22 protein-coding genes and 2 tRNA genes are annotated in these 25636 nt (G+C 65.9%); 14 read left to right on the forward strand and 10 right to left on the reverse strand.

The features are described from left to right. Positions 1-11 precede the first annotated feature (11 nt). The 3 genes from ACWDTF_RS14720 to ACWDTF_RS14730 all read left to right on the forward strand — a co-directional run bounded on the left by ACWDTF_RS14720 (position 12) and on the right by ACWDTF_RS14730 (position 5982). Positions 12-4742, forward strand: a complete 4731-nt coding sequence (locus ACWDTF_RS14720) for an NAD-glutamate dehydrogenase (protein ID WP_449754590.1) — start codon at positions 12-14, stop codon at positions 4740-4742. A gap of 62 nt (positions 4743-4804) precedes the next feature. Then, positions 4805-5293 carry an acyl-CoA thioesterase gene (locus tag ACWDTF_RS14725; RefSeq protein WP_240860007.1) on the forward strand — a complete coding sequence of 163 codons (489 nt, stop codon included), beginning with the start codon at positions 4805-4807 and terminating at the stop codon, positions 5291-5293. Next, positions 5290-5982 (forward strand): hypothetical protein, encoded by a 693-nt coding sequence (locus tag ACWDTF_RS14730; protein ID WP_240860006.1) that lies wholly within the window; start codon positions 5290-5292, stop codon positions 5980-5982. The genes ACWDTF_RS14725 and ACWDTF_RS14730 overlap by 4 nt, the downstream gene beginning before the upstream one ends. A gap of 7 nt (positions 5983-5989) precedes the next feature. Here ACWDTF_RS14730 and ACWDTF_RS14735 read toward each other — a convergent pair whose 3' ends face one another. Together ACWDTF_RS14735 and ACWDTF_RS14740 are read right to left on the reverse strand one after the other, a co-directional pair. Then, positions 5990-7936 carry a glycoside hydrolase family 13 protein gene (locus ACWDTF_RS14735; RefSeq protein WP_449754591.1) on the reverse strand — a complete coding sequence of 649 codons (1947 nt, stop codon included), beginning with the start codon at positions 7934-7936 and terminating at the stop codon, positions 5990-5992. A 73-nt stretch (positions 7937-8009) separates the two neighbouring features. Next, the gene (locus ACWDTF_RS14740; RefSeq protein ID WP_355276109.1) at positions 8010-8456 is read right to left on the reverse strand and encodes a globin; all 447 of its coding nucleotides are present in this window, start codon (positions 8454-8456) and stop codon (positions 8010-8012) included. 127 nt (positions 8457-8583) lie between these two features. Between ACWDTF_RS14740 and ACWDTF_RS14745 the strand changes: the two genes are divergently transcribed. The 3 genes from ACWDTF_RS14745 to ACWDTF_RS14755 all read left to right on the forward strand — a co-directional run bounded on the left by ACWDTF_RS14745 (position 8584) and on the right by ACWDTF_RS14755 (position 10041). Beyond that, positions 8584-9162, forward strand: coding sequence for an HNH endonuclease (locus ACWDTF_RS14745; RefSeq protein WP_449754592.1), 579 nt, complete (start codon positions 8584-8586; stop codon positions 9160-9162). 143 nt (positions 9163-9305) lie between these two features. Beyond that, the gene (ctaJ, locus tag ACWDTF_RS14750) at positions 9306-9560 is read left to right on the forward strand and encodes an aa3-type cytochrome oxidase subunit CtaJ (RefSeq protein WP_276615065.1); all 255 of its coding nucleotides are present in this window, start codon (positions 9306-9308) and stop codon (positions 9558-9560) included. After that, positions 9547-10041 (forward strand): DUF5130 family protein, encoded by a 495-nt coding sequence (locus tag ACWDTF_RS14755; protein ID WP_240859998.1) that lies wholly within the window; start codon positions 9547-9549, stop codon positions 10039-10041. Before ctaJ ends, ACWDTF_RS14755 begins: the two co-directional genes overlap by 14 nt. A gap of 86 nt (positions 10042-10127) precedes the next feature. On the opposite strand, the gene ACWDTF_RS14760 is transcribed toward ACWDTF_RS14755, so the two are convergent. After that, the gene (locus tag ACWDTF_RS14760) at positions 10128-11534 is read right to left on the reverse strand and encodes a cation:dicarboxylate symporter family transporter (protein ID WP_240859996.1); all 1407 of its coding nucleotides are present in this window, start codon (positions 11532-11534) and stop codon (positions 10128-10130) included. 160 nt (positions 11535-11694) lie between these two features. Between ACWDTF_RS14760 and ACWDTF_RS14765 the strand changes: the two genes are divergently transcribed. After that, the gene (locus ACWDTF_RS14765; RefSeq protein WP_449754593.1) at positions 11695-13275 is read left to right on the forward strand and encodes a sensor histidine kinase; all 1581 of its coding nucleotides are present in this window, start codon (positions 11695-11697) and stop codon (positions 13273-13275) included. Continuing rightward, positions 13272-13991 carry a response regulator gene (locus tag ACWDTF_RS14770; RefSeq protein ID WP_240859993.1) on the forward strand — a complete coding sequence of 240 codons (720 nt, stop codon included), beginning with the start codon at positions 13272-13274 and terminating at the stop codon, positions 13989-13991. The genes ACWDTF_RS14765 and ACWDTF_RS14770 overlap by 4 nt, the downstream gene beginning before the upstream one ends. Before the next feature lie 3 nt (positions 13992-13994). Here ACWDTF_RS14770 and pepN read toward each other — a convergent pair whose 3' ends face one another. Further along, the gene (gene pepN, locus ACWDTF_RS14775; RefSeq protein WP_240859991.1) at positions 13995-16571 is read right to left on the reverse strand and encodes an aminopeptidase N; all 2577 of its coding nucleotides are present in this window, start codon (positions 16569-16571) and stop codon (positions 13995-13997) included. A gap of 146 nt (positions 16572-16717) precedes the next feature. On the opposite strand from pepN, the gene ACWDTF_RS14780 reads away from it, so the two are divergent. After that, on the forward strand, positions 16718-17341 hold the full coding sequence (locus ACWDTF_RS14780; protein WP_240859989.1) for a DsbA family oxidoreductase: 624 nt from the start codon (positions 16718-16720) through the stop codon (positions 17339-17341). Between the two features lie 8 nt (positions 17342-17349). Here the strand turns inward: ACWDTF_RS14780 and ACWDTF_RS14785 are convergent, their stop codons facing one another. After that, the gene (locus ACWDTF_RS14785; RefSeq protein ID WP_240859987.1) at positions 17350-18381 is read right to left on the reverse strand and encodes a M48 family metallopeptidase; all 1032 of its coding nucleotides are present in this window, start codon (positions 18379-18381) and stop codon (positions 17350-17352) included. A 22-nt stretch (positions 18382-18403) separates the two neighbouring features. Here ACWDTF_RS14785 and ACWDTF_RS14790 point away from each other — a divergent pair, with 22 nt between their 5' ends. After that, positions 18404-18877, forward strand: coding sequence for a ribose-5-phosphate isomerase (locus ACWDTF_RS14790; RefSeq protein WP_240859985.1), 474 nt, complete (start codon positions 18404-18406; stop codon positions 18875-18877). Next, positions 18878-19684, forward strand: coding sequence for a DNA-formamidopyrimidine glycosylase family protein (locus ACWDTF_RS14795; RefSeq protein ID WP_433259060.1), 807 nt, complete (start codon positions 18878-18880; stop codon positions 19682-19684). Between the two features lie 28 nt (positions 19685-19712). On the opposite strand, the gene ACWDTF_RS14800 is transcribed toward ACWDTF_RS14795, so the two are convergent. After that, positions 19713-19847 (reverse strand): hypothetical protein, encoded by a 135-nt coding sequence (locus tag ACWDTF_RS14800; protein ID WP_276615064.1) that lies wholly within the window; start codon positions 19845-19847, stop codon positions 19713-19715. A 244-nt stretch (positions 19848-20091) separates the two neighbouring features. Here ACWDTF_RS14800 and ACWDTF_RS14805 point away from each other — a divergent pair, with 244 nt between their 5' ends. Further along, complete coding sequence (locus ACWDTF_RS14805) at positions 20092-20979, forward strand: PE-PPE domain-containing protein (RefSeq protein WP_240860058.1); 888 nt, start codon at positions 20092-20094, stop codon at positions 20977-20979. 106 nt (positions 20980-21085) lie between these two features. Beyond that, positions 21086-22531 (forward strand): Si-specific NAD(P)(+) transhydrogenase, encoded by a 1446-nt coding sequence (gene sthA, locus ACWDTF_RS14810; RefSeq protein ID WP_449754594.1) that lies wholly within the window; start codon positions 21086-21088, stop codon positions 22529-22531. A gap of 66 nt (positions 22532-22597) precedes the next feature. On the opposite strand, the gene ACWDTF_RS14815 is transcribed toward sthA, so the two are convergent. The 4 genes from ACWDTF_RS14815 to ACWDTF_RS14830 form a co-directional block, all read right to left on the reverse strand. After that, the gene (locus ACWDTF_RS14815; RefSeq protein WP_308221060.1) at positions 22598-23236 is read right to left on the reverse strand and encodes a L,D-transpeptidase; all 639 of its coding nucleotides are present in this window, start codon (positions 23234-23236) and stop codon (positions 22598-22600) included. 287 nt (positions 23237-23523) lie between these two features. Next, positions 23524-24702, reverse strand: coding sequence for a lipase family protein (locus ACWDTF_RS14820; RefSeq protein WP_449754602.1), 1179 nt, complete (start codon positions 24700-24702; stop codon positions 23524-23526). A 293-nt stretch (positions 24703-24995) separates the two neighbouring features. Next, positions 24996-25181, reverse strand: coding sequence for a hypothetical protein (locus tag ACWDTF_RS14825; protein ID WP_240859976.1), 186 nt, complete (start codon positions 25179-25181; stop codon positions 24996-24998). A gap of 83 nt (positions 25182-25264) precedes the next feature. Further along, positions 25265-25338: transfer RNA gene (locus tag ACWDTF_RS14830), tRNA-Gly, on the reverse strand. Positions 25339-25518: 180 nt separating this feature from the next. Here ACWDTF_RS14830 and ACWDTF_RS14835 point away from each other — a divergent pair. Then, positions 25519-25592 (forward strand) — tRNA-Pro (locus ACWDTF_RS14835). Positions 25593-25636: the final 44 nt, after the last annotated feature.

Consider the following 25636-nt stretch of genomic DNA (forward strand, 5'->3'; position numbering starts at 1 on the left):
GCATCGAAAGCGTGACGTCGCTCGTGCCGGATGCGGTGAATCGCTACTTCAAACAACGTGCCGATGGGTCGGCGGCCGCCTACGACCAGGATGCCGAACAGGTGTTGCGCCATCTCGAGGTCGCGCAGGTGCGGCGGCCCGGGGAGGCGCTGGTCGAGGTGACCGTCGGCGACAGCGGCGGCATCGACATCGTCGTGGTCAACGACGACATGCCGCACCTGGTCGAGGCCGTCCTCGCGACCGTGGAAGCGCACGATCTCACCGTTGACCGGATGGACCATCCGGTGATGCCGGTGCAGCGCGACAATGGGCGTCTCGTCGCGATCGACGACGTCACCGGGGCCGTCTGGGAGTCGTGGATCTTCGTCGGTGGGCTGGGCCGCCACCAGGGCATCGACGCGCAGGCGCTACGAGCCGACCTGCTCGAGGTGGTCGGGCGCGTTGCCGATGTGGAGCGCGACGCGGCGGACATGCGTGCAAGCCTGAGCCGATGCGCGACCGAGGTGTCGCTCGCTCCGGTGCGCGAATCGACCGGTATCCGCGCGACCGATCGCTACGAGTATTCGAAGCTGCTGGAATGGTTCGCCGGCAACCACTTTCACCCGCTCGGCTACGCCCGGGTGGGCAACGACGACACCTTGGAGCAGCGTCGAGGAGTGTGGCGGACCGATGCGGTGAGCAGCGAGTTTCCTGCCGTCGTGGATTCTCCGTTGTTGCCCAGGGTGTGTCGTGTGCACATGGAGACCGGCATTCAGCGGTCGAACTTTCCGGTGCTGCTGCAGGTCCCCGCCTTCGATCGGCAGGGCAACTACGACGGCGAACACCGATTCCTCGGCGTCTTCACCTCGTCGGGACTGCACCAAACGGTGCTCGACGTTCCCGTGCTGCGCGTCAAGGTGCACGACGTGCTCCAGCACGCGGGTGTCGACGAGGACTCGTTCGCCGGTCAGTCGATGATCGAACTGCTGCAGAACTACCCGCTGGTGGAGATGTTCTCCTCGACGGAAGCCGAGCTGGGCCGGCGGGTCAGCGAGATGCTCGACGCCGTCGCCACACGGTCGCTGCGGCTGTTCGTCCGCGCCAACCCGGCCGGGCATACCGCGGTCGCGCTCATCTACCTGCCGCGCGATCGCTATAACACCCAGTCCCGACTCGCTCTGGAGAACGCCCTGGTGGACACGCTCGGGGGCAGCGACCTCGAGTACACGGCGCGGGTCAGCGAGATGCCACTCGCGCTGCTGCAGGTGCTGGTTCGGGTCGACGCGGACACCGCCCGGGAACTGGGGCCGCTCGATACCGGATCGGCCACCCACGCACGAATGCAGGCAGCGCTGACGTACGCGATCCGGGGCTGGGACGAACGGGTCCGCGAGATCGCCACCGACCCCGAGCTCTCCGGCGTGGCCGGGGCCGACGCCGACCTCGTGCTGCGTCAGCTCCCTGCCCTCGCCGGCGACTACAAGGAGCAGCGCGCACCGCGCGACGCGGTCGACGACCTGATCAATGTGCTCGGGCTCGAGCCGGGACAGACGGCGGTCACCCTGCGATCGGACCGCGACGGCGACCACATCGTGGACAGTCGTTGGTCGTTCACCCTGTATCTGTGCGATGAGTCCGCGACGCTCACCGATGTGCTGCCCGTCCTGCACAGCCTGGGACTCGAGGTGCTCGACGAACATCCCTACGAGATCAGCCGGGCCGACGGAACGGTCTGCTGGGCTTACGAATTCGGGGTGACGCTCGCGACCGGGATGACCGTCGACACCGAGGCCGTCGATGATCTGGATGCCCGATTCACCGACGCCTTCCGGCAGATCTGGGCTGCGGGCGCCGAGGTGGACGCCTTCAACGAATTGGTCATCCGCTGTGGGCTGGACTGGCGGGCCGCAGCCATGCTCCGGGCCTACGGCCGCTACCTTCGGCAATGCGGATTTGCCTACAGCGCAACCCATGTGGCACGCGTTCTGGGTGAGTATCGGGATGTGACACGAGGTCTGGTGGCGGCGTTCGGCGCCTCCTTCGACCCGGCCAGCGCGGACGAATCGGCGCGTGCACGGGCGCTTTCGCAACTCGAGACCGACATCGGCGCGGTGCTGAGCCTCGACGCCGACCGGATCGTGTCGGCATTCGCATCGGTGATCACCGGAACCTCGCGGACCAACTACTTCGTCGCCGACGAGAACGGCGATCATCAACCGGTGATGTCGTTCAAGCTGCGTCCGCGCGACATCCCGCAGGCCCCCAAACCTCGTCCGCTGCACGAGATCTTCGTCTACTCACCCCGAGTCGAAGGTGTGCATCTGCGCTTCGGTGCCGTCGCGCGCGGCGGTCTGCGCTGGTCGGATCGTCGGGAGGACTTCCGCACCGAGATCCTCGGCCTCGTCAAGGCTCAGGCCGTGAAGAACGCCGTGATCGTCCCGGTCGGCGCCAAGGGTGGATTCGTCGTCAAACGACCGCCCACACCGACCGGTGACCCGGCCGCCGACCGGGATGCCCAGCGCGCGGAGGGAATCGCGTGCTATCGGCAGTTCATCGCCGGCCTGCTCGACGTCACCGACAACATCGACCGTCAGTCGGGAGAGGTGGTCCCCGCTCGGTCCGTCGTTCGGCGCGACGGTGACGACAGCTACCTGGTGGTCGCCGCGGACAAGGGGACCGCGGCGTTCTCCGACATCGCCAATGATGTTGCGGCACAGTATGGATTCTGGCTCGGAGATGCCTTCGCCTCGGGCGGGTCGGCGGGATACGACCACAAGGCGATGGGCATCACCGCCCGCGGAGCCTGGGAGTCGGTCAAGCGGCATTTCCGGGAGATCGGCGTCGACACCCAGTCGCAGGACTTCACCGTCGTCGGCATCGGTGACATGAGCGGTGACGTCTTCGGTAACGGAATGCTGCTCTCCGAACACATCCGGCTGGTTGCAGCGTTTGATCATCGCCACATCTTTGTCGATCCCGACCCCGATGCCGCGTCGTCCTTCGCGGAGCGCACTCGGCTGTTCGAGTTGCCGCGGTCATCTTGGGCCGACTACGACGCAGACCTGATCAGTGCGGGTGGTGGGGTGTGGGCCCGGGATCGCAAGAGCATTCCGATCAGCGCCGAGATGACATCGGCGCTCGGCCTTCCCGACGACACGACGGAGTTGTCGCCGCCCGAACTGATCCACGCCATCCTGCAGGCGCCGGTGGATCTGCTCTGGAACGGTGGCATCGGAACCTATGTGAAATCCAGCGCCGAGTCCGACGCGGATGTGGGGGACAAGTCCAACGACGCCATCCGGGTCAACGGAGATCAGGTGCGCGCCAAGGTCATCGGTGAAGGCGGCAATCTGGGTGTCACCGAGCGGGGGCGTATCGAGTTCGACCTTTCCGGTGGTCGGGTCAACACCGACGCCCTGGACAATTCGGCGGGCGTCGACTGCTCCGACCACGAGGTGAACATCAAGATCCTGCTCGACTCGGTGGTGTCGAACGGACAGTTGCCCGCCGACCAGCGGAATCCGTTGTTGGAGTCGATGACCGACGAGGTGGCCGACCTCGTTCTGGCAGACAACATCTCACAGAATGCCGAGTTGGGGTTCAGCCGCACCTTCGAACATGAGCGCCTCGAAGTGCACGCGCGGATGCTGTATGCGATGTCTCGGGAGCGTGGCATCGACCTGCGGCTCGAGGCGCTGCCCGACGCGATCGAACTGCGCAAAAGGGCTCAGGGCGAACTACATCGAGGACTCACCTCGCCCGAGCTCGCCACGCTGATGGCCCACGTCAAACTGCTGGCCAAGGCCGACCTGCTGGCCAGCGACCTGCCGGACAACGATGTGTTCTCCGCCCGCGTCGGACGGTATTTCCCGCAGGTGCTGCGCGGTGAGTACCAGTCTGCGATCCATCATCACCGGCTCCGTCGTGAGATCGTCACCACGACGCTGGTCAACGACGTGGTCGATCAGGCAGGCATGACCCATCTGTTCCGACTCAGTGAGGGCACCGGTTGCACCACCGAGGAGGGTGTGCGTGCATATGTGGTGTCCAACAAGATCTTTGGGATGTCCGAGCTGTTCTCCCGGATCGGGCGCACCGATGCCCCCGCGGAGACCGTCGACCAGATGATGCTCTACGCGCGCCGACTGGTGTTCCGCGCCTCGCGGTGGATGCTCGCCTTCCGCCCGCAGCCGCTGGCGATCGCTGCCGAGATCACGCGCTATACCGAGCGAATCGGCCGGCTGTCGGCGGTGATGGACGAGTGGTTCGGCGAGAGTTCGGCTCGCGACGTCGACGACCGGGTGGCCGGATACCGCGACCGGGGTGTCCCCGAGGAACTCGCGCGGGACGTTGCGGTGAGCCTGCATCGGTTCTGTTTGCTGGACATCATCGACTCCGCCGAGATCTCCGACCGCGACCCGGTGGAGGTCGGCGAACTCTACTTCGCCGTGATGGAACATTTCGGTCTCGAGGATCTGTTGACGGCGGTGTCGAACCTCGACTTCGGGGATCGATGGCATGCACTGGCACGCTTGGCATTACGCGATGACATGCACGGTGCGCTGCGGGCGCTGACACTCAAGATCCTCGAGGTCAGTGAACCCGAGGAGTCGTCGGCGGAGAAGATCGACGAATGGGAATCGTCGCAGTCGTCGCGGCTCGCCCGGGTGCGGACCGTGCTGTCGGAGATCGACGAGTCCGGGACACAGGACCTGGCGACGCTGTCGGTCGCGGCCCGGCAGTTGCGCAGCGTCATTCGCTGACGGCGGCGGCCGACTGACTCGAATTACGGACACAGTGTGGATGATGGGGAAGGGGTAGGCGAGTGCGCGTCGAGGATGAGGGGGAGGCCATCGACCGCGGCTACGTGGTGCGGGTGCCGGTGCGGTGGTCGGACATGGATGTGTTCGCCCACATCAATCACGCCCGCATGGTGACGTTGCTCGAGGAGGCCCGCATTCCGTGGCTCTTCTACGACGGGCGGCCGACCGCTGATCTGCGTCACGGTTGCGTGGTTGCGGACCTGCATGTGAAGTATCAGGCGCAGTTGCGACACGACGAGGGTCCACTCGAGGTGACGATGTACGTGTCCCGGTTGCGGGCAGTCGATTTCACCGTCGGCTACGAGGTGCGGCCGGGACGGGTGCGCTCGGGTGCGGGTGACGGCGAACCGACGGCGGCACCCGATCGGCCGGCCGTCGTGGCGAGCACACAGCTCGTCGCCTTCGACGTCGACGCCCAGCGAATACGGCGCTTGAGTCCCGAGGAGAAGGCGTACCTCGAGTTGTTCACCAGAACCGACGAGTCGCGGTGAGTGTCGACGAGCGGTTCGTCTCGATCAGCGGCAGCGATCGGACAGATGCGATCGCGTTCCTCGCCCACGCACAACGCCTCGACGACGCGGCGGTCGTACGCCTCGCGTCGCGTCCCGACGGACTGATCGCGCTGTGGACCCACACCGGATTCGATGTGCTGGCAACGCGATCGGTGGTGGGATCGATGGCGCCCGACGACCTCGTCTGCGACGCTGCGGCCCTGCACGCTGTGCTGAGTTCCGAGGCGCCGGGACCGGTCGATCCCGGATTCGGCCTCGACAGTGCTTGGCGCGGAGCACTTCCCGCACGTGCCGGATACCGTCATGTCGACGACGTGCCGGCGCGCAGCGTGGTCGAGTTGTCGCGCGAGGGCGCGCGTGTGGCCCGGTCGGAAGGTAGTGCCCATGGCCCGGCAACGGGCCTGCTCGATCAGGATGTCCTGAGTGTGTCCGCCGACGACGAATCCCTGACCGCGAGCATCACCATGCGTTCGGTGTTCGCGCTCACCGGCATGGGGTTCATTCGCGACGCCGACGGTCGGGCGGTCACCGAGACCTCCGACACCGATCGCATCGATCCGCAGGAGCCGGTCCGAATCAGATTGTCGCCCAGCTGGATAAGAATCGACGCCCGATTCGGCTCCGTTTACCAGCGACGGCACCGAGACTTGTCGGTGTCGGTGCTCTGAAACTTGGTCAGGCCAGCCAGGCCGCGGCGTTGGGTGGTAGCTGTCCTTCGACCAGCGGGGCACTGGTGAGCAGGAGTTCGCCAGGCGGCAGCGGGACGGGTGCGTCGCTGACGTTGAGCGCACAGATCACCCCGCCGGTCGAGCGGCGGAAGGCCAGGCAGCCCTCCGGTGCGCCGTACCATTCGACGGTGTCGCCGGCGAATTCCGGTCGGTCGTAGCGCATCTCGATTGCCTGCCGATACAGGGACAGGGTCGAGTCGACGTCTTCGAGCTGGGCTTCGACGGTGAATCCTGCCCAGTCCTCGGGAATGGGCAGCCAGGTGCGTTCGGCCGTGGTGAAGCCGAACGGCGGCTCGGTGCCCTCCCACGGCAGCGGCACCCGGCAACCGTCCCGGCCGCGCTCGGTGTGGTCGGAGCGCTCCCACACCGGATCCTGCAGGGCGTCGTCGGGAAGATCGACGTTGGGTAGACCGAGTTCGGCGCCGTTGTAGATGAAAACGCTTCCCGGAAGCGCCATCTCGACGAGCAACATGGCCCTGGCCCGCGCGATGCCGAGTTCGACGTCGCCGTCGCCGTAGCGGCTGACCTCTCGTTCCACGTCGTGGTTGGAGAGGGTCCAGGTGGGCGTACCGCCCACGGACAGAACGGCATCCAACGAGTTCTCGATGGCCGTGCGGATGGCGGCCGGTTCGAAGTCGGCCTTGGCCAGCCGGAAGTTGAACCCGAGGTGCAATTCGTCGGGGCGAAGGTATTCGGCGAAGCGTTCGTTGTCGTCGACCCAGATCTCGCCGACGTTTGCCGCACCAGGGTATTCGTCGATCACCTTGCGGATCTTGCGGTGGATCTCGTGCACCGCGTAGTTGTTGAACCGCGGGTCGTCGTCGCTGTTCTGCAGCAATCCCACAGTGGACAGATCCATGTCGGGCAGGTCGGCGGGCTTGGCCATCCCGTGGGCCACGTCGATGCGGAAACCGTCGACACCCCGGTCCAGCCAGAATCGCAGGGTACGTTCGAGGTCCTCGAAGACCTCGGGGTTCTCCCAGTTGAGGTCGGGTTGTTCGGCGGCAAAGATGTGCAGGTACCACTGGCCCGGGGTGCCGTCGGGCTCGGTGACGCGCGTCCAGGCGGGACCACCGAAAACGCTGTGCCAGTTGTTGGGTGGTTCGTCGCCGTTGTCGCCACGGCCCTCGCGGAAGATGTAGCGCTCTCGGGCCGGGCTGCCGGGCTCGGCCGCCAGTGCCTCGACGAACCAGGCGTGCTGATCGCTGGTGTGATTGGGAACCAGGTCCATGGTGACCCGGATGTCGCGGTCGTGGGCTTCCTCGATCAGTTCGTCGAAGACTGCCAGATCGCCGAAGAGGGGGTCGATGTCCCGCGGGTCGGAGACGTCGTATCCGTGGTCGGCCATCGGCGAGCGCATGATCGGACTCAGCCAGATCGCGTCGATTCCGAGCAGCTCGAGGTAGCCGAGCTTGTCGATCACGCCCGGGAGGTCACCCACCCCGTCGCCGTTGAGGTCGGAGAACGACCGGGGATAGATCTGATAGAAGACGGCCGAGCGCCACCATTCGGTGTCGGTCGGGTCGAGCTGCCCGGCGCCCGGCGGCGGTGGCAACACGGTCGATGTGTCGACGTCGTCGAGATCGTCGGGGTGCTCGTCGAGATCTGTTGGCAGTTCCGCAGGGGCCTGGTCCTCGGTGGCCTGTTCCTCGTGGGCCTGATCGTGATCCGGTGTTTGCTGATCCGGGGCGTCGGGGGCGGAGATCTGGTCGTCTGGTGCCTGGTCGTCGAGTGTGGCTACAGCGTCATCGGCGTCGGCGGTCTCAATGCCGCGCACCGCCGCGTCGGCGTCCGAGATCGAGTCGGCATCTGTGTCCACACCGCTGGGCTGGTTGGCGTCGCCTTCCTCAGCGGGGACATCATCACCATGTGTCTCATCGCTCACTCTGGTCATTCTGCCCTACCTGGGTTTTCGGTGAGAAATCCAGGTCAAGTCGGCGCGTCGGGTGCGACGCGCCGAGGGCACGTCAGATGGGCGAATTCATCATCGACTGCGCCGCCATCTCCATGTAGTCGGTGAGCGCTCGCCGGTGTTCGGAATCCAGCGTGGCGTCATCGATGGACGCGATCGCCGTGTGCATGCAGCGCAGCCAGGCGTCGCGTTCGATCGGCCCGATGCGATACGGATGGTGCCGCATGCGCAGCCGGGGGTGTCCGCGTTCGTCGGAGTAGGTGCGCGGACCACCCCAGTACTGCTCGAGAAACATGCGGAGACGACGTTCGGCCGGTCCCAGATCGGCCTCGGGATACAGCGGTCGGAGGACGTCGTCCTTGGCCACCTCGCGGTAGAACACCGCCGTGATGCGGTCAAAGGTCTCGGCACCGCCGACCGCCTCATAGAAGCTGCGCGGTTCGGGTGCCTGCTGCCTGCCCGAGTTGGCGGGCTCGATGCCGCCCGGGATCTCGCCACTCATGTCTCCACCTTTCACCATCCATTGTCACGGGCGTCCAACAGTCCCTCAACATCGAGGTTCTCCGGCCGTGCGCATGTCGGGGTTCCGTGGTGAACTGTGACCACGTCCGGTGTTGACGGGAGGCGCAATGACACGCAGCGCACAGCAGGCGATCAAACCGCAGGCAACGACCGAATCCGGCTCCTCGCTGTGGGGCCGTCGCCGGGTGCTGCTGCTCAACGCGACCTTCGAGCCGCTCACCGCCATCTCGGTCCGCCGCGCGATCGTGTTGATCCTGCGCGAACGCGCCGAAGTGGTGCACACCGAAGACGCAGGCCGCGCGGTGCACTCGGTCGACACGGTGGTGCCGATCCCGTCGGTGATCCGGCTACGTACCTACATTCGGGTTCCCTATCGGGCCGTCGTGCCGATGACCAGAGCCGCGCTCATGCACCGCGACCGATTTCGATGCGGCTATTGCAGTGGCCGGGCGACCACCATCGACCACGTCGTACCGCGTAGCCGGGGCGGCGCGCATGGATGGGACAACTGCGTCGCGTGTTGCGCGAGCTGCAACCACCGCAAGGCCGATCGGCTGCTCGCCGAGCTCGGCTGGACTCTGCACCACAATCCGACCGCGCCGAAGGGGCACCACTGGCGTTTGCTGTCGACCATCAAGGAGATCGATCCCTCCTGGGAGCAATACCTCGCCGTCGGCGCAGCCTGAACGGGTCCGCAGAGTTCTACGACGCGCTGTAGGGGTCCGCTGCACCAGACCGTCCTAGGTGGGCTAGATTGTTTTCACGACCTGCGCCGGAGCGTTCATGACCACGTCCGCGCCGCGCAGGCACAACCGATCGAAAGGGTGACATGGACATCGACAGCCTGATCGTCCCCATCGGAGTGCCGGTCACGATCATCACGGTATTCTTCGTCGTGCTGTGTGTCGTGTCGATGGCGTTTTCGTTCGGGGTGAAGTACCCGAAGGTTCAGGAGTACACACTCGACGAGCCGTGGGATCGCGCGCCGCTGCTGTTCAGTGCCACCGACATCGAGCCGATGGCCCTGCCGCGACACGCAGAACCCGGCGATGTGGATGGAGGTTCGGCAAGTGGCAAGTGGTGAGGTAACCCAACCGATCTCGCACGGCGAGCTGACGGTCTCGTCGCCGGCCGAGCTGCCCATCGGCACCGTGATCACCAACAGCGGACGCGTCTCGGCCACCCGCTACCCAGGCCAGGCGCCCACCACGCCGCCGTTCAGCCGCGACGAACTGATCGCGCTCGACGACGCACTCAAGGCCGCCAGCGAGAAAGCGCTCGTACGGTTCTCGGTGTACCTCGGCGACCTGGGCGACGACGCCGTTGCCTCCGCCCGGGCCGTGCTCGCCAAGGCTCCGGAACCCGCGTACGGAACCCTTATCGCGGTCTCGCCGAGCTCGCGTGATGCCGTGGTGGTTTCCGGTGTCGCCGTGGCCGACCGGGTCAACGATCGTGTCGCAGCGCTCGGCGTCACCGCAGCCGTCACCAGCTTCCGGCAGGGCAAGCTGATCGACGGACTCATCGCAGCACTGCATGTGATGGCGACAGCCGCCGCGTCGAGCTGACATCGAGGGCCGATCCGGCCCGTTCTGAGAGCACACAGCGCAAAGGGCGCTCCCACCGAGGCGGGAGCGCCCTTTGCGTGTGCTCGCTACTGTTTGACCAGCTCCGGCGCATCGTCGGTCTGGGTCTTCGTGCTGGGTAGATGGTCGAGGTCGTCGTCGACCATGTTGGCCTCGTTGAAGGGTTCGCGACCCGACAGCACATCCTCCACCCGATCCGGGTTGTAGGTGTGGGTCCACGATCCGACGAGCAGGGTGGCCACCGCATTGCCGGAGAAGTTGGTGACCGCCCGGGCTTCCGACATGAATCGGTCGATGCCGACGATCATGCCGACGCCGTCGAGCATTTCCGGCCGATGTGCCTGCAATCCGCCCGCCAGAGTGGCCAGTCCGGCGCCCGTGACACCGGCGGCGCCCTTGGAGGCGATGATCATGAACGCCAAGAGCCCGATCTGCTCACCGATCGACAGCGGATCGCCCATGGCGTCGGCGATGAAGATCGAGGCCATCGTGAGGTAGATCGCGGTGCCGTCGAGGTTGAACGAATAGCCGGTGGGCACCACCACGCCCACGGTGGTCTTGTCCACGCCGAGATGCTCCATCTTGGCGATCAGCCGGGGCAGCGCGGATTCCGACGACGACGTCGCGAAGATCAGCAGATACTCGCGCGCCAGATAGCGCACCAGACGGAAGATCGACACCCCGGCCATGGTGCGCAGCAGCACACCGAGAATGCCGAATACGAACACGATGCAGGTGATGTAGAAGGCCAACATGAGAACGGCCAACTGTTTGACGGCTTCCCAGCCGGTCTGTCCCACGACGTTGGCGATCGCGCCGAATGCGCCGATCGGGGCGACCCACAGGATCATAATGAGCACCTTGAACACCAGCTTCTGGAAGTAGGCGACCGCGGTGAGGATCGGCTCACCGGTGCGTCCCATCGCCTGGATCGCGAAGCCCACCAGCAGCGCGACGAACAGCGCCTGAAGCACGCTGCCCTCCGTGAGGGCTGAGAGCATCGATTCCGGCACGATGCCGCGGATGAACTCGATGGTGCCGCCCGACTCGTGGGCCTCCTCGGCCAGTTCGGCGCCCTTGCCCGCATTGGCGTCGATGTTGAGTCCCTCGCCCGGCTTGATGAGGTTGCCGACGACGAGACCGATGGCCAACGCGACGGTCGACATCACGAGGAAGTAGACGAAGGCCAGGCCACCGACCTTGCCGACGGTCGCGGCCTTCCGCACCGACCCGATGCCGAGCACGATGGTGCAGAAGATCACCGGAGCGATCATCATCTTGATGAGGTCGATGAACATGGAGCCGAGGAACGCGATGTCCTTGCCGAACTCCGGCCACACGAGACCGACCACGATGCCGGCCGCAACCGCGACGATCACCGCGATGTAGAGCCAGTGGGTCCGGTCGCGCTTCTCGATGCGCTTGTCCAGCGGTGGTTCGGCGGACGGGGTCTGCGCTCGCGATCTGAAGGTCATCGGCCTACCTCTCGGGTTGTCGCATGTCCTGCGGTCGTCGTTGTCGGGGGTTCGGTAGAAATGGTGATGGTTGGTTGTGAATCGGGTCACCCTTGCGTTCATTACGTTCACACGGCCCGGTCGGGAACCGAAAGCGGTCGGGACACCGTGAGGAGTCGAGATGGGCAAGCTCCTGCCGCGAAGCCTGGCGGGACAGGCGGTCGCACTGCAGGTGGCAGTGGTCGCGGTCATCGTGATCGGGGGCAGCGTGCTGGCCGTCATCGACAGCCGCATCGACGAGGAGCGCGCCGCGCGCGACCAGGTCACCGCCGTCGCGGTCGCCTTGGCCGATGCGCCGTCGGTGGCCGCGGCGCTCGAGGCACCTGACCCGACGGCGGCACTGCAGCCGGTCACCGAGCAGGTCCGAGCCGCGACCGGGATCGCCTTCATCACGATCATGTCGACCGACGGAACCCGATTCACCCACACCACGCCCGCCCTGATCGGGCAGAAGTACATCGGTGCGACAGCGCAGGCGTTGCGGGGGGAGGTGTACACCGAGGAGGAGACCGGCACCCTCGGGCCGTCGATCCGCACGATCGCACCGGTGCGTGCGCCCGACGGTCGCATCGTCGGGATGGTCGCTGCGGGCATCACCATCGAGAAGCTCACCGAGGCGTGGATGGGACAGCTGCCGCTGATCCTGACCGTCGCCGTGGCGAGCCTGGTGGTCGCGTTCGGTGGACTATGGCTCATCCGGAGGAGGTTGCGAGCGCAGACCGGAGGCCTCGCGCCCGCCGAACTCCGCCTGATGTACGAGCACCACGACGCCGTACTGCACGCGATCAGAGAAGGTCTCATCGTGCTCGACGACGGGCGTGCGGTGCTGGCCAACGACGAGGCGAGGCGGCTTCTCGGATCTGTGGCCGACGCCGGCGAGAACCAGCTCGACATGCCGGGCTTCCTCATCGACGGGGTGGGATCGCTCGACGACGTCCTGACCGCGCATCGGGGCCGCGTGCTGATGATGAGCAGATCGCCGGTGCCCGGCCGCGAGGATGGCGCGGTGGTCACGATCCGTGACCGCAGTGAGGTCCTCGAGGCACTCGGTGAGCTGGACACGATGACGCGGTTCGCCGAGACGCTGCGTTCGCGGGCGCACGAGTCCGCGAATCGGCTGCACACCATCATCACGCTCATCGAGATGGGCCGAGCAGATGAGGCCGCACGATCCGCCACCACCGAACTGGAACTGTCCCAACAACTCATCGACCACATGACCGACGCGGTCGCCGAGCCCACGCTCGCGGCGCTGCTGTTGGGCAAGATCGCCCAGGCATCCGAACGGGGGATCACGCTGACCCTGACCGAGGACTCACATCTCACCGACCGCACGGCCGGCCTGCTGCAGCCGAGCGAGATGATCACGGTGGTCGGCAATCTCATCGACAACGCCCTCGACGCCGCCGACCCCGACGATCCCTGGGTGGAGGTGACCATCGTCGGCGACGCCGCGTCGTTGGAGGTCACTGTCGCCGACAGTGGTCCGGGAATGGACCCGGATGTGTTCACCAAGGCGCAGGAGCGTGGGTACTCGACCAAGAACGGCGGCGACGAGGCGGGACGTGGGTTGGGACTCGCACTCGTCGCGCAGGTGGTCGCGCGCCACCACGGCACGCTACGTGCGGAGAACACCTATGGCTCGGTGGTCACGACCCGGTTGGGTCGGGCCGTCAACACCGGATCGACGGGCGCCCCGTGAGCGAGTCTGGGGATCGTCCGATCCGGGTGCTGATCGTCGAAGACGAGCCGGTGATCGCCGAGGCGAACGGTGAATATCTTCGTCGCATGGGCGGTTTCGAGGTGGTGGCCACCGTGGCGACCGCACACGATGCGATGCGTACCGCCAGTGCTGCGGTGTCGGACGGGGCGCCGATCGATCTGGTCTTGCTCGACCTCGGTCTGCCCGATGCCCGGGGCGTCGACCTCGCGGCGGCGCTGTCGGGGCTTCGGCCAGGTCCGGACGTCATCGCCATCACCGCGCAGCGCGAACTGGCGACCGTTCGGACTGCGATGTCGCACGGCGTCCTGCTGTATCTCCTCAAACCGTTCACCTTCGCAGCGTTCGAGGAGAAGATCGGCCAGTATCGACGGTATCGGGAAGCGCTGTCGGGGAGCGGTGACGCAGTCAGCCAGCGTGACGTCGACCGTGCGGTGTCGGAACTGCGGATGACGGGCGATCGCCGGACCGCCAAGAAGGGGGCCGTGCCGGAGACCGAGGACACCGTCGGGCGTGCGATCCAGGACAGCCCGGCGGGCCTCACTGCCTCTGAAGTTGCTGCGCGGCTGGGTAGTTCACGTGTCACCGCATGGCGCTACCTGGAACGGCTGGCCGACGACGGTGCGGTCGACCGGGTCACCGAGTATGGCAACACCGGCCGACCGCAAGTGCGCTACGTGTGGCACGTCACGCCCTGAGAGTCACTCGCCGCGGTCGAACCTCCGTGCGCGCAACGATCGCGCAACACCGTCGCGGCCCTCGGCGATCAGGCGCTTGAGAGCGGGCGGATGATCGCCGGCGAGGAAGTCGTCGGCGAGCGACAGCGCGTCCTCGGTCATCGCCCCGCTGGGATAGAGGCCGATCACCACCGTCTGCGCGACCTCGCTCGAACGACGAGCCCATACCTCGGGGACCGCGTCGAAGTACTTGGCCACATAGGGTTCGAGCAGTTCGCCTTGGCCCGGACGGGCGAAGCCCTCGATCATCGTGCGGGTGAAGATGTTCGACAACGAGTCGTCGTCGATGGCCTTTGCCCATGCGTCGGCCTTGGCCTCGGCAAGCGGTCGCGCGGTGCGGGCCGCGGCCGCCTGGCGGGTTCCGGTGGCAGTGTTGTCGCGGGCGGCCTCGGCGTCGATGATCGGGGTGGAATCCGGATCGGTGTCGATGGCTCCCGCAGTTGCCAACGCGCGCACCAGTTTCCAGCGGAGGTCGGTATCGACGGCCAGTCCTGGCAGGCCGTGGTCGGCGGGGTCGTCACCGTCGAGTAGCCCGCGCACCACGTCGACCTGGTCGGCATTGAGCAGACCGGCGAGCAGGGTGTTGACGTACGCGAGTTGGTGATCGGATCCGCCTTGCGCCGCACGCGCGAGTTCGAGGAGGCGAGCACTGAAACCCGACCGCCCCTCGGCGCTCACCCACTCGGGGTCGGCATAGGCCTCGATCGCGGTGGTCGCCTGCAGCAGAACCCGTTGGACGACCCCGATCTCGGTTTCGGCGGAGATACCGCGTTCCACCAGTTCGACGAAGTCACGGGCCCGCATCTCGGCTTGACGGGTCATTTCCCACGCCGCCGACCACACCAGCGTGCGGGGCATGGAGTCGGTGATGTCGCCGATGCGCGCGGTCGCGGTGGCCAGCGACTCCGGGTCGAGCCGGATCGACGCATAGGTGAGATCGCCGTCGTTGAGCAGTATCAGTGCACCGCGTTCGACACCCACCAGATCGGCGACGTCGGTGCGATCCCCGGACACGTCGAGTTCGACGCTGTGTACGCGCTCCAGTGCGCCGGATCCGTTGTCGGCGTAGATGCCCACACCCATCCGATGGGTACGGGTCTCTCCCGCGCCAGGCAGTGCACCGTCCTGCACGACGGTGAACCGCGTGAACTTGCCGTCGTCGTCGACCTCGAAATCGGGTCGCATGACGTTGATGCCGGTGGTGCGCAACCACTGGTTGCCCCAGTCGGACAGGTCGCGACCCGACGACTTCTCCAGCGCCGCAAGCAGATCGGAGAAGGTGGCGTTGCCGTACTTGTGGCTCACGAAGTAGTCACGCAGCCCGGCGAGGAAATCCTCGAGGCCGACGTAGGCGACGAGCTGCTTGAGGACCGAAGCGCCCTTCGCGTAGGTGATGCCGTCGAAGTTCACCTCGACCGCGGCGATGTCGGGGATGTCGGCGGCGACGGGGTGGGTGGAAGGCAACTGGTCCTGCCGGTAGGCCCACGACTTCTCCACGTTCGCGAACGTCGTCCACGCACTGGTGTACTCGGTGGCCTCGGCCTGGCACAGCACCGAGGCGAAGGTGGCAAAGGATTCGTTGAGCCACAGGTCGTCCCACCAGGTCATGGTGACGAGATCGCCGAACCACATGTGCGCCATCTCGTGCAGGACGGTCTCGGCGCGTCGCTCATAGTTGTATTTTGTCACCCGCGACCGGAACACGTAGTCCTCGAGGAAGGTCACCGCACCGGCGTTCTCCATGGCGCCGGCGTTGAACTCGGGGACGAAGAGCTGGTCGTACTTGCCGAATGCGTACGGAGTGCCGAAGTTCTTGTGGTAGAAGGCAAATCCCTGCTTGGTCTCGGTGAACAGCCGCTCGTGATCCATGAACTCGGCGAGGGATGCGCGGCAGTAGATGCCGAGCGGGATGTCGCCGTGATCGTCGGTGTAGACGTCGGTCCATTCGGCGTACGGGCCGGCGATCAGCGCGACCAGGTAGGTGCTCATCGGCGCTGTCTCGGTGAACCGGTGTACCCCGTCGGTCACCGATTCGGTCGCCGCGTTGGAGATGACCTTCCAATCGGCGGCCGCCTTGACCGTCAGGGTGTAGGTCGCCTTGAGATCGGGTTGGTCGAAACAGGCGAACATTCGCTTGGCGTCGGCGGTTTCGAACTGCGAGTACAGGTAGACCGAGTCGTCACTCTGATCGACAAAGCGGTGCAGGCCCTCGCCGGTGTTGGAGTACGCGCAGTCGGCGACGACCACCAGCGTGTTGTCGGCGGCCAGATTCGGCAGCTTGATCCCCACCGACTCGTCGAAGTCGGAGATGTCGAGGTCGGTGCCGTTCAACGTGGCCGACAGCAGGCGCGGTGCAACCAGATCAATGAAGGTGCTCGCGCCTTCGGTGGCACCGAAGGTCACGGTGCTCGACGACCGGAAGGTCTCGGTTCCGGGTGCGCCGGCACCGTCGGTGAGGTCGAGGTCGACGGTGTAGTTGGTGACGGAGATGGTGGCGGCGCGTTCGCGCGCCTGGTCGCGGGTGAGGTTCGGAGCAGTCACCCGGCCAGCTTAACGACCCGGCAAACATCATCGGGGCGGTCGGGAACACGGCACACCGCATTCGGTGTTACATCGACGAGTGTCTGCGGCGATGGCCGTGGGCATGTTTGCCGAGTATGTACTTGCCGCGAGGAGAGGACGACCGCATGTCAGCAGAGGGCCAGACCACCAAGGACCGTGTCGATTTCTGGTTTGATCCGCTGTGTCCATGGTGCTGGATCACCTCGCGATGGATTCTGGAGGCCGAGCAGGTCCGCCCGATCGACGTGAACTTCCACATCATGAGTCTTGCGGTGCTCAACGAGGGCAAGGACATTCCCGAGTCCTACCGCGAGGGCCTGAAGCAGGCCTGGCGCCCCGTCCGGGTGATCGCCGCCGCAGCAGCGCAGAAGGGCGACGAGATCCTGGCGCCGCTGTACACCGCGCTGGGCACCCGAATCCACAACGAGGGCAACAAGGACTTCGACGACGTCATCGCGGGCGCCCTGGCCGAACTGGGCCTCGACCCCGCCCTGGCGTCGGCCGCGGACAGCACCGAGTACGACGACGCCATCCGCAAGAGTCATCACGCCGGCATGGACAAGGTCGGCGACGATGTCGGCACCCCGACGATCCACGTGAACGGGGTGGCGTTCTTCGGTCCGGTGCTGTCCCGCATCCCACGGGGCGAGATTGCGGGCACGGTGTGGGACGGTGCGGTCGCCCTCGCGTCGTATCCACACTTCTTCGAGCTCAAGCGCAGCCGCGACGAGGATCCTGCATTCGACTAGGGCGTGCCCTAGAACCGCGGTGGCATCTCCAGTCCGTTGGGGAGTGCGCCGGGCGCGGTGGTGACGGGGTGGGGTGGGGGCTCTATCGGTACGACGTTGCCGCTACCCACCCCACGCACGATCTGTTTGGGACGGAACCACATCGATCCGGCCTTGGTCCGGTTGCGCAGGGCGGCTGCCCGCCAGGTCAGGACGGGGTGCGACGCCATCGCGTTGACGACGAAGGTGAAGAACCCTTTTTCGTGGGTCGCGCGGTCGGCGAACTGGTCGAAATCCACGGCCGACAGCATGTACTTGCCCGCCGAGAGCACACCGATCGCTCCGGGGGCGCCGGTGGGTTGCGTGTAATAGCCGTGGTTGTCCGCGGTGTACTCCTGCGCGCGTGACAACGCGGAGCCGAGGACCGGGATGTTGCTGCCGACGATCGTCGACAGCTGACGCCAGTAGGACGTGTGCCCTGCGGCGATGTGCCCGACCTCGTGGCCGATGATGAAGCGCAGCGCATCCGGGTCGCGGGCTGCACCACCCACCTCGAACAGGTCCGAATACACCACCACGAATCGGCGGAACCCATGGCCGGACGCGAACGCATTGATCGCGCCGTTGCCCAGCACGACATAGGCGTCGGGGACGTACTCCAGACCGAACCGGGCGGCGGCCTCGACGACCATCCGGTATCCCTCGGGGAACTGGGTCGGCGTCATCTGGACACCGTTCACGCGGGGTGTGGCGTAGTTCAGACCACGCAGGACGAACAGCAGCAGCGGGAAGGCCAGAAGACCGAGGAACAGCTGGTCGAGACTGCCGCTCGCCACCAGCAAGACGATGAGGGCGTAGCCCAGCAGCGTCGTCAGGATCACGAGGACGAGCATCGGGATCTCCCACGGATGCAGGCGCGGCCGAGCCGCGAAACGCGCCGGTGCCAGCCACTGACGATTCGGATCGCCGGGCTGCGGCGGCGGCGCATCGGCCACACCGGGCACATTCGGGATCGGGGCCGGAGAGATTGGTGATTCGGGGATCGGAGACTGGGCGTCCACCCGACCAATCTATAGTGACGCCATGCGTGTCTACCTCGGTGCCGACCATGCCGGATTCGAACTCAAGAATCAGATCGCCGAACATCTCACCGCCAACGGCCACGAGGCCCTCGATTGCGGCGCCCACGAATACGACGCCGCCGACGACTATCCGGCGTTCTGCATCGAAGCGGCCCTACGGACCGTCGCCGACCCGGGCAGCCTGGGCATCGTCCTCGGTGGCAGCGGGAACGGTGAGCAGATCGCGGCCAACAAGGTGCCCGGCGCACGCTGTGCACTCGCGTGGAGCGTCGAGACCGCTCAGCTCGCTCGCCAACACAACAACGCGCAGTTGATCGGGATCGGTGGCCGGATGCACAGCCTCGACGACGCCTTGGCCATCGTGGACGCGTTCCTCGCGACGCCGTGGTCGGAGGAACCGCGCCACCAGCGGCGGATCGACATCCTCGCCGAGTACGAGCGCACCGGTCAGCCGCCGGCGGTCCCGGGTTCCTAAGTGCCCGAAGGGCATACACTTCATCGGCTGGCGCGTCGCCACACCAAGCTCCTCGGCGGCAGCCAGGTCCGGGTGACCAGTCCGCAGGGACGGTTCGCCACCGGTGCTGCCGCCGTCGACGGCCTGGTTTTCACGAAGGCCGACGCCTGGGGCAAGCACCTCGTACACCGCTACACCGACGACGGTCGACGCGAACAGTTCGTCCACATTCACCTCGGCCTCTACGGTGCGTTCACCGAATCGCCCGTGCCGATGGAACCGCCCGTCGGGGCGGTGCGGATGCGGATCGAGGGCCCCGACGTGGGATTGGATCTGCGCGGCCCGACGGCGTGTGAACTCTTCGACGCCGATCAGCTCGACGCCCTGCTCGCACGTCTCGGCTCCGACCCGTTGCGCCGAAACGCCGATCCGGAGCGCGCGTGGGCCGCGATCACTGCCTCACGACGTTCGATCGGCGCTTTGCTGATGGACCAGAAGGTCGTCGCCGGGATCGGCAACGTCTATCGGGCGGAGATACTGTTCCGCGCCGGCGTCGATCCCATGCGTCCGGGGACGTCGATCAGCCGAGAGGACTTCGACGCCATCTGGGCCGACCTGGTCACGCTGATGCGCGTCGGTGTTCGCCGCGGCCGTATCCACGTCGTGCGGCCGGAGGACGATCACGGTGCGCCGTCGTACGCGGCGGATCGCCCGCGTACCTATGTCTACCGGCGTGCGGGCGAACCATGCCGGGTATGCCGGACGCCGGTGCTGATCGCTGAACTCGAGGGCCGCAAGCTGTACTGGTGTCCGGTCTGTCAGACCTGACGGCGCAGTCGCGTCGCCGAGGGTCGGGTCAGGACGCTTCGGCGCGCTGGGCCATGACGAGGAGTTCCTCGCGCTGCGTCGAACTCCCGACGCGAAGGATGCTCGCGTACAGGCGACGCTGATCGTTGTTGTGGAACCGGGCACGGATTCGTGCGAAAGACATGATGAGTACTGCTCCTGCGACTACTTGACTACCCATCCGATTCTTCGCGTTACGAACGTGTTAATCAACCTGATCGGGGGTGATCTCCCTTACCCCGATCAGGTTGAAGGCAGCACCACTCAGTGAACACTCAGCGCGCCCCGGGGACTTTCTCACAGAGCGTGCCCATCATGGAGTCATGGCACCTGAGGTGATCGCCCCACCGGTCGACGAGACAGTCGATCTCGCGGTTCCCGGTGCGAACATGACGGCCGTCACTGTGCTGTTCGTGGGCGGCACCGGGGAGTCGTTCGAGGGTGACACGCGCAGCTCGGTGACCGGACTGTTGGGCGCGGTGGCCGACTCGCTCGACGAACGATTCGACTGCCGCTGGGTGGGCTATCCGGCCAGCTACGGCCCCGCGCCACGCGCCGGGGGGATGAGTTTCCTGGCCAGCGTGGGGATCGGTGTCCAGAGTCTTCGTGCGGCGGTATCCGGCATCGTCGGCCCGGTGGCCATGGTCGGATACTCCCAGGGCGCAGTGGTGATCCGGACGGCGCTGCACGCCATGGCCCGCGAGGACGATCCGGCGCTGCGCAACGTGATCGCCGTCGGATTCGTCGCCGACCCGCACCAACCCCCGGGTGCGGTCGCCGGGTGCGCAGGCTGGGGTGTGGCGGGGCCGGGACCGCAACTGCCGCCGCAGATCCCGGCACGCTGGGTGGGCGCGGCCGACGACGTCATCTGCAACGCAGACTCCGACTCGCTGGTGCGCGACATCGCCGACCTCACCGCGGGTGTGTGCCTCACCGGAATGGGGGAGTGGATGCGGGACGGCTGGGAACTATTGCGTACCAATGCCTTCCAGAATGCCGGCCGCACGGCGCTGCGTCCGTCGCAGTGGCGCCGGGACGTCGTCCGACTCTCCTCGGCGTGGCACGCGGTGCGGTGCTACCTGCCGGCGACGATCCCGGTGCGTGGCATGGTATTCCGCAACCGGACCGGCGGTCGCCACACGTCATACGAGGTCGAACCGTATCGCCGGTCGTCGGCCACGGATCCGAGTTCGACGGGCTGTGAGGTCATGGCACACTGGCTGCAGGTCCAGGTCACTTTCTCCGATGTCGGGCACCGCTCGCCCGAGGCCGCCTGACCACTGGACCGATCGGCTCGCTCGAGTCGTGCGTCACGGCCATCTGCGCGACACTTGATGACGGCCATGGTGGCCACGGGTATCTTCCTCGAGCGGAGCATGTGCAGTGGATCATTACGACATCGTGGTCATCGGGTCAGGACCGGCCGGCCAGAAGGCGGCGATTGCCGCCGCGAAACTCGGTAGACGCGCCGCGATCGTCGAACGTCGCGACATGGTGGGCGGCGTGTGTATCAACACGGGCACCATCCCGTCGAAGACGCTGCGCGAGGCGGTGCTCTACCTCGCCGGACTCAATCAGCGGGAGCTCTACGGACAGTCCTATCGCCTCAAGTCCGACATCACGGTCACCGACTTGTCCGCGCGCACAATGCATGTGGTGGGCAAGGAGATCGATGTCATCCAGAACCAGCTCGCCCGCAACTCGGTGACGATGCTCATCGGCAGCGCCTATTTCACCGGTCCGCACGAGATCGCGATCGAAGACGCCACCGGTGATCTCAAACGCGTCAGTGCCGACAAGTTCGTCGTCGCGGTGGGCACCCGCCCGGCACGGCCGAAATCGGTCGAGTTCGACGGTGCCACTGTCGTGGACTCCGATCAGATTCTGAACCTCGACCGGGTCCCGGCATCGATGGTGGTCGTCGGTGCCGGGGTGATCGGCATCGAGTACGCATCCATGTTCGCGGCCCTCGGCACCAAGGTGACCGTGATCGAACAGCGGCCGGCGATGCTGGACTTCTGCGACCGGGAGATCGTCGAGGCGCTGCAATACCAACTGCGTGAGCGCGGGGTGACGTTCCGCTTCGGCGAACATGTCCAGACCGTCGAAACGCACCCGTCGGGCACACTCACCATCCTCGCGTCGGGCAAGAAAATCCCGGCCGATACCGTTCTCTACTCCGCAGGCAGACAGGGGGTGTCCGACGAGCTGCGGGTGGCCGACGCCGGTCTCACCGCGGACGCGCGCGGCCGGCTGAAGGTCGACGAGCACTTTCGGACCGAGGTCGAGCACATCTACGCGGTCGGCGACATCATCGGTTTTCCCGCACTCGCGGCCACCTCGATGGAACAGGGTCGACGCGCCAGTTATCACGCCTTCGGCGAACCGGTCGGCGAGACCGACGTCGACCTGCAGCCGATCGGGATCTACGCGATTCCCGAGATCAGTTTTGTCGGCCGCACCGAAGATCAGCTGACCACCGCGAACATTCCGTTCGAGGTCGGTGTGGCCCGCTACCGGGAACTGGCGCGCGGGGCCATCATGGGGGATTCCTACGGCTTGCTGAAGCTGCTCGTCCATGCCGAAGAGCGCACACTGCTGGGTGTGCACGCCTTTGGCAGCAACGCCGCGGAGTTGGTGCACATCGGTCAGACGGTGATGGGACTCGGTGGCACCGTCGATTACCTGGTGGACGCGGTATTCAATTATCCGACGCTGGCCGAGGGATACAAGGTGGCCGCGCTCGACGCGGTCAACAAGATGCGTGCGATCGCCCGGGTGCGATCCGTGGGTAATCGTCTCGACCTCGACGCGGGCGCGCCCGCCTGATCAAACGTTGTAACCCAAAACGGGCGGTCGCATCGCGACCGCCCGTTTTGATGGAGATGTTGGAGATTACGTGCCGTTGTAACGTCCACCGACGGTGCCGCGCACCACGATCGGGGTGTCGCGCGGGATGTTGTTGAACACCCACTGCCCATTGGCGGTGCTGACGTTGATGCAGCCGTGGCTCACGTTGCTACGACCCTGCTGCTGCACCGACCACGGTGCGGCGTGGATGAAGATGCCGTCCCACGACATACGCGTCGCGTACTCGACGTAGGTCCGGTATCCCTCCGCGGAGTCAACCGGGACGCCGTACGTGGACGAATCCATGTACATGTCGCGGTACTTTTCCTTGGTGTGGTAGACGCCATTGGCGGTGGGGTGCTTTGCCGATCCCATGGAAATCGGCATGGTCTTCACCACGCGGCCGTTGCGCCACCAGGTGATCTTGTGGGTCGCGTCATCCGCGAGCGCGATCCACCCGGTGGAAGTCTTGACATTCGGCGCCGCCGGATCTGCGGGAGTCGTCTTGGTGGTGCTCGGCGGCTTGGGAGTCGTCTTCTTGGGCGGCGTGGTCGGCAGTCCCGGGATGTTGAGGCCGTCGGGAATGTTGACCGGCGGCAGGCCGGGGACCACGGTGATCGGAGCAGCCTGGGCAATGCCGGGCAGGGTGATCGCCATGGCGATCACACCGACGAACACCGCGATCAGTCGTCGGGCCTGCCCACGTCGGGCTCGGCGAGAGGGCTTGGTCAGCACTGAGTTCGTACCTCTGATTCGGGGTTGATTGTCTCGTGCGCACCCCCCGGGAGCGCTGATCCATCGTTACACAACTGTTGCCTTGGGTCCAAAGAGCTACCGACGGTCGACGGCCTCTCGATCGCGAATTGCCGGTGCTGGTTGGCAAAAGCAATGGTCGAGCGTTCGACACGACTTATATGTGACGGTCATCACAGATAAGTCGTGCCGAGCGTCGGCGTCCGGATCGCCGGAATTCAGCAGTTACTGGGTGCCGGCAATCCGTTGAAGCGATCGGTCAGATACTGCAGTGCCGGCAGGAGTCCGATGACAGCCGCACTGAGATGATCGGGCGACGGCGTCAGCAGGGTCTGCACCCGCGCTCCGGCGCTGCAGTAGCGCCGCTTGGTGTAGTCGATCGACGCCACCGGGATCAACACATCGGTGGGGCTGTGCCACTCGAAGACCGGCACACGAGGAACCCCGGGATACCACGACAGGCTGTTCTCCTCGACGACGCGTCGTGCGGTCTTGTCCTCGAACACCTGCTTGCCGCCGGTGGCGACCTGCTTTGCGCTGTGTGCGGCGCCGATGCGCAGGATGTCGTTGGTGCAGGCGTTGCGCATTTCGGAGAACATCCGCCAGCCGAGGGGCGAAAGGTACTTCAGCATCGGGATCTGCTGCGGATACTCGCGGGAGAGGCCGATCGCAGCGGCGAAGGCGAGGCCGAACGCCGGGTGCGGATTGGTGTACCCGAGACCCTCGGCCATCTTGATGAGGTTCATCGGCACACCGCCGTAGGCGGCACCGACCAGCTTGAGTTCAGGCGCATACTTCGGAGCGAGTGCAGCAGCCCACGCGGCTGCCATCCCGCCACCCGAATAGCCGGCGAGCGCAACACGACTGTGCGCCACGTTTGCCGTCCGGAATGCCTGCACGGCCCTGATGTTGTCCAGGGTGATCTGTCCGCCGAGTTTGGCGGCTCCGTAGGAACTGCGCGGACCGAGGTGATCGGGGATGGCGATTGTCCATCCCTGCCGGAGGACCACGTTGAGGGCCGGTGCCTCCCGGATGGTCAGATTGGGATCCTGCGTCCAGAGTGCCTGCGAGGGCGCGCATTCCAGGCCGACGGCATTGACGATGTGTTCGAACGACAGCAGTGGACCGTTGGGGCGCTTGTTGTTCGGCACCAGCACGGTGGTCACCGCGGCGATCGGTTTGCCCTGGCTGTCGGTGGAGCGGAACTTGATCTGATAGGTCCGGACGTCGAAGAACGCGGGTGGGTTGGCCCGCCCGCGAACCCGAATGATCTGTCCTGGCTTGTATTTCGCGATGTTTGCGGGCTGGGCGTAGAAGTTGTCCGGTAGCGGCGTCGGCAATGCGACGTTCTCGGCGTGTGCACCTCCGGTCCCGACGACGAGGCCCGCTCCGAGCAGGGCGGCTGACGCGGTGACCGCGACTGCAGCACGTACGCGCGGGCGTCCAGTGTTTGCCGACGGCGTCGTGACGCAGTTCGACGGAAGAAATGGAGCTCGAGTAAATCCCCCAGGGCGAGGTCCGATGAAGTTGATCCAGACCCCCGACTCGGCTAATCATCCGGGTCAGCGGGAGCATGTCAACTCGGTCGATTGACCAAGGGATTCTGGGGCGTCGGCGATGTGTCGCGGTGCGCGTCGCAGCTCGACCCAATGCGTCATCGCGAATGCTCGTTCAACGAACAAACGATCGGTCAGGCGGGTTGTGGATGCTCCGTGCGAAGGTGACGGACCTGCTCGGAGCAGGATTCGTCCCGGCATACGAGCATCACGTCGACACGTTCGACGCCGGAATCGGAACGGGTGACATCCCGGCGCACGAACAGATTCGCGCCGCACGTCGGACACTTGCGCTGGCTCTTGCTGTGGCTGGAGGACATGGCCCCAGCGTACGCCGCATGTAGCACAGATCACAGTAGCCGCATGTGTCGGCGACCGTGTCGCGGAAATGTGCGGTGGCAGATGGAGCGGGTGACGGGAATCGAACCCGCGTAGCTAGTTTGGAAGACTAGGGCTCTACCATTGAGCTACACCCGCGTGCATACGGCGCCGGATGGGATCGCCATTGGCGTCGCGTGCAGATTGAGACTGTACCCGGCTCGGCGCGCAGGAAAAAATCGCCCCGTTTTTCGTCGTGGCGGACAGGCCACGTACTATCTTCTGTTGGCCCACGAGCGCGGTCGGACACCCAAGTCGACGCCCGCGAGTTCAGGTCCACGGGATGTGGCGCAGCTTGGTAGCGCATCCGCTTTGGGAGCGGAGGGTCGCAGGTTCAAATCCTGTCATCCCGACTCGGTCGGTGCAGCCGTTTTCGGCTCCGGCCCACGGACTCTCA

This window comes from Gordonia sp. NPDC003422 (assembly GCF_053588675.1).

Coding starts and splice junctions, on each gene's coding strand:
- ACWDTF_RS14765 (WP_449754593.1), top strand. CDS start 11,695: ATGGGCAAGCTCCTGCCGCGAAGCCTGGCGGGACAGGCGGTCGCACTG.
- ACWDTF_RS14735 (WP_449754591.1), bottom strand. CDS start 7,936: ATGACCAGAGTGAGCGATGAGACACATGGTGATGATGTCCCCGCTGAG.
- ACWDTF_RS14800 (WP_276615064.1), bottom strand. CDS start 19,847: ATGTCTTTCGCACGAATCCGTGCCCGGTTCCACAACAACGATCAGCGT.
- ctaJ (WP_276615065.1), top strand. CDS start 9,306: ATGGACATCGACAGCCTGATCGTCCCCATCGGAGTGCCGGTCACGATC.
- ACWDTF_RS14780 (WP_240859989.1), top strand. CDS start 16,718: ATGTCAGCAGAGGGCCAGACCACCAAGGACCGTGTCGATTTCTGGTTT.
- ACWDTF_RS14740 (WP_355276109.1), bottom strand. CDS start 8,456: ATGAGTGGCGAGATCCCGGGCGGCATCGAGCCCGCCAACTCGGGCAGG.
- ACWDTF_RS14790 (WP_240859985.1), top strand. CDS start 18,404: ATGCGTGTCTACCTCGGTGCCGACCATGCCGGATTCGAACTCAAGAAT.
- ACWDTF_RS14825 (WP_240859976.1), bottom strand. CDS start 25,181: ATGTCCTCCAGCCACAGCAAGAGCCAGCGCAAGTGTCCGACGTGCGGC.
- ACWDTF_RS14805 (WP_240860058.1), top strand. CDS start 20,092: ATGACGGCCGTCACTGTGCTGTTCGTGGGCGGCACCGGGGAGTCGTTC.
- ACWDTF_RS14760 (WP_240859996.1), bottom strand. CDS start 11,534: ATGACCTTCAGATCGCGAGCGCAGACCCCGTCCGCCGAACCACCGCTG.
- ACWDTF_RS14745 (WP_449754592.1), top strand. CDS start 8,584: ATGACACGCAGCGCACAGCAGGCGATCAAACCGCAGGCAACGACCGAA.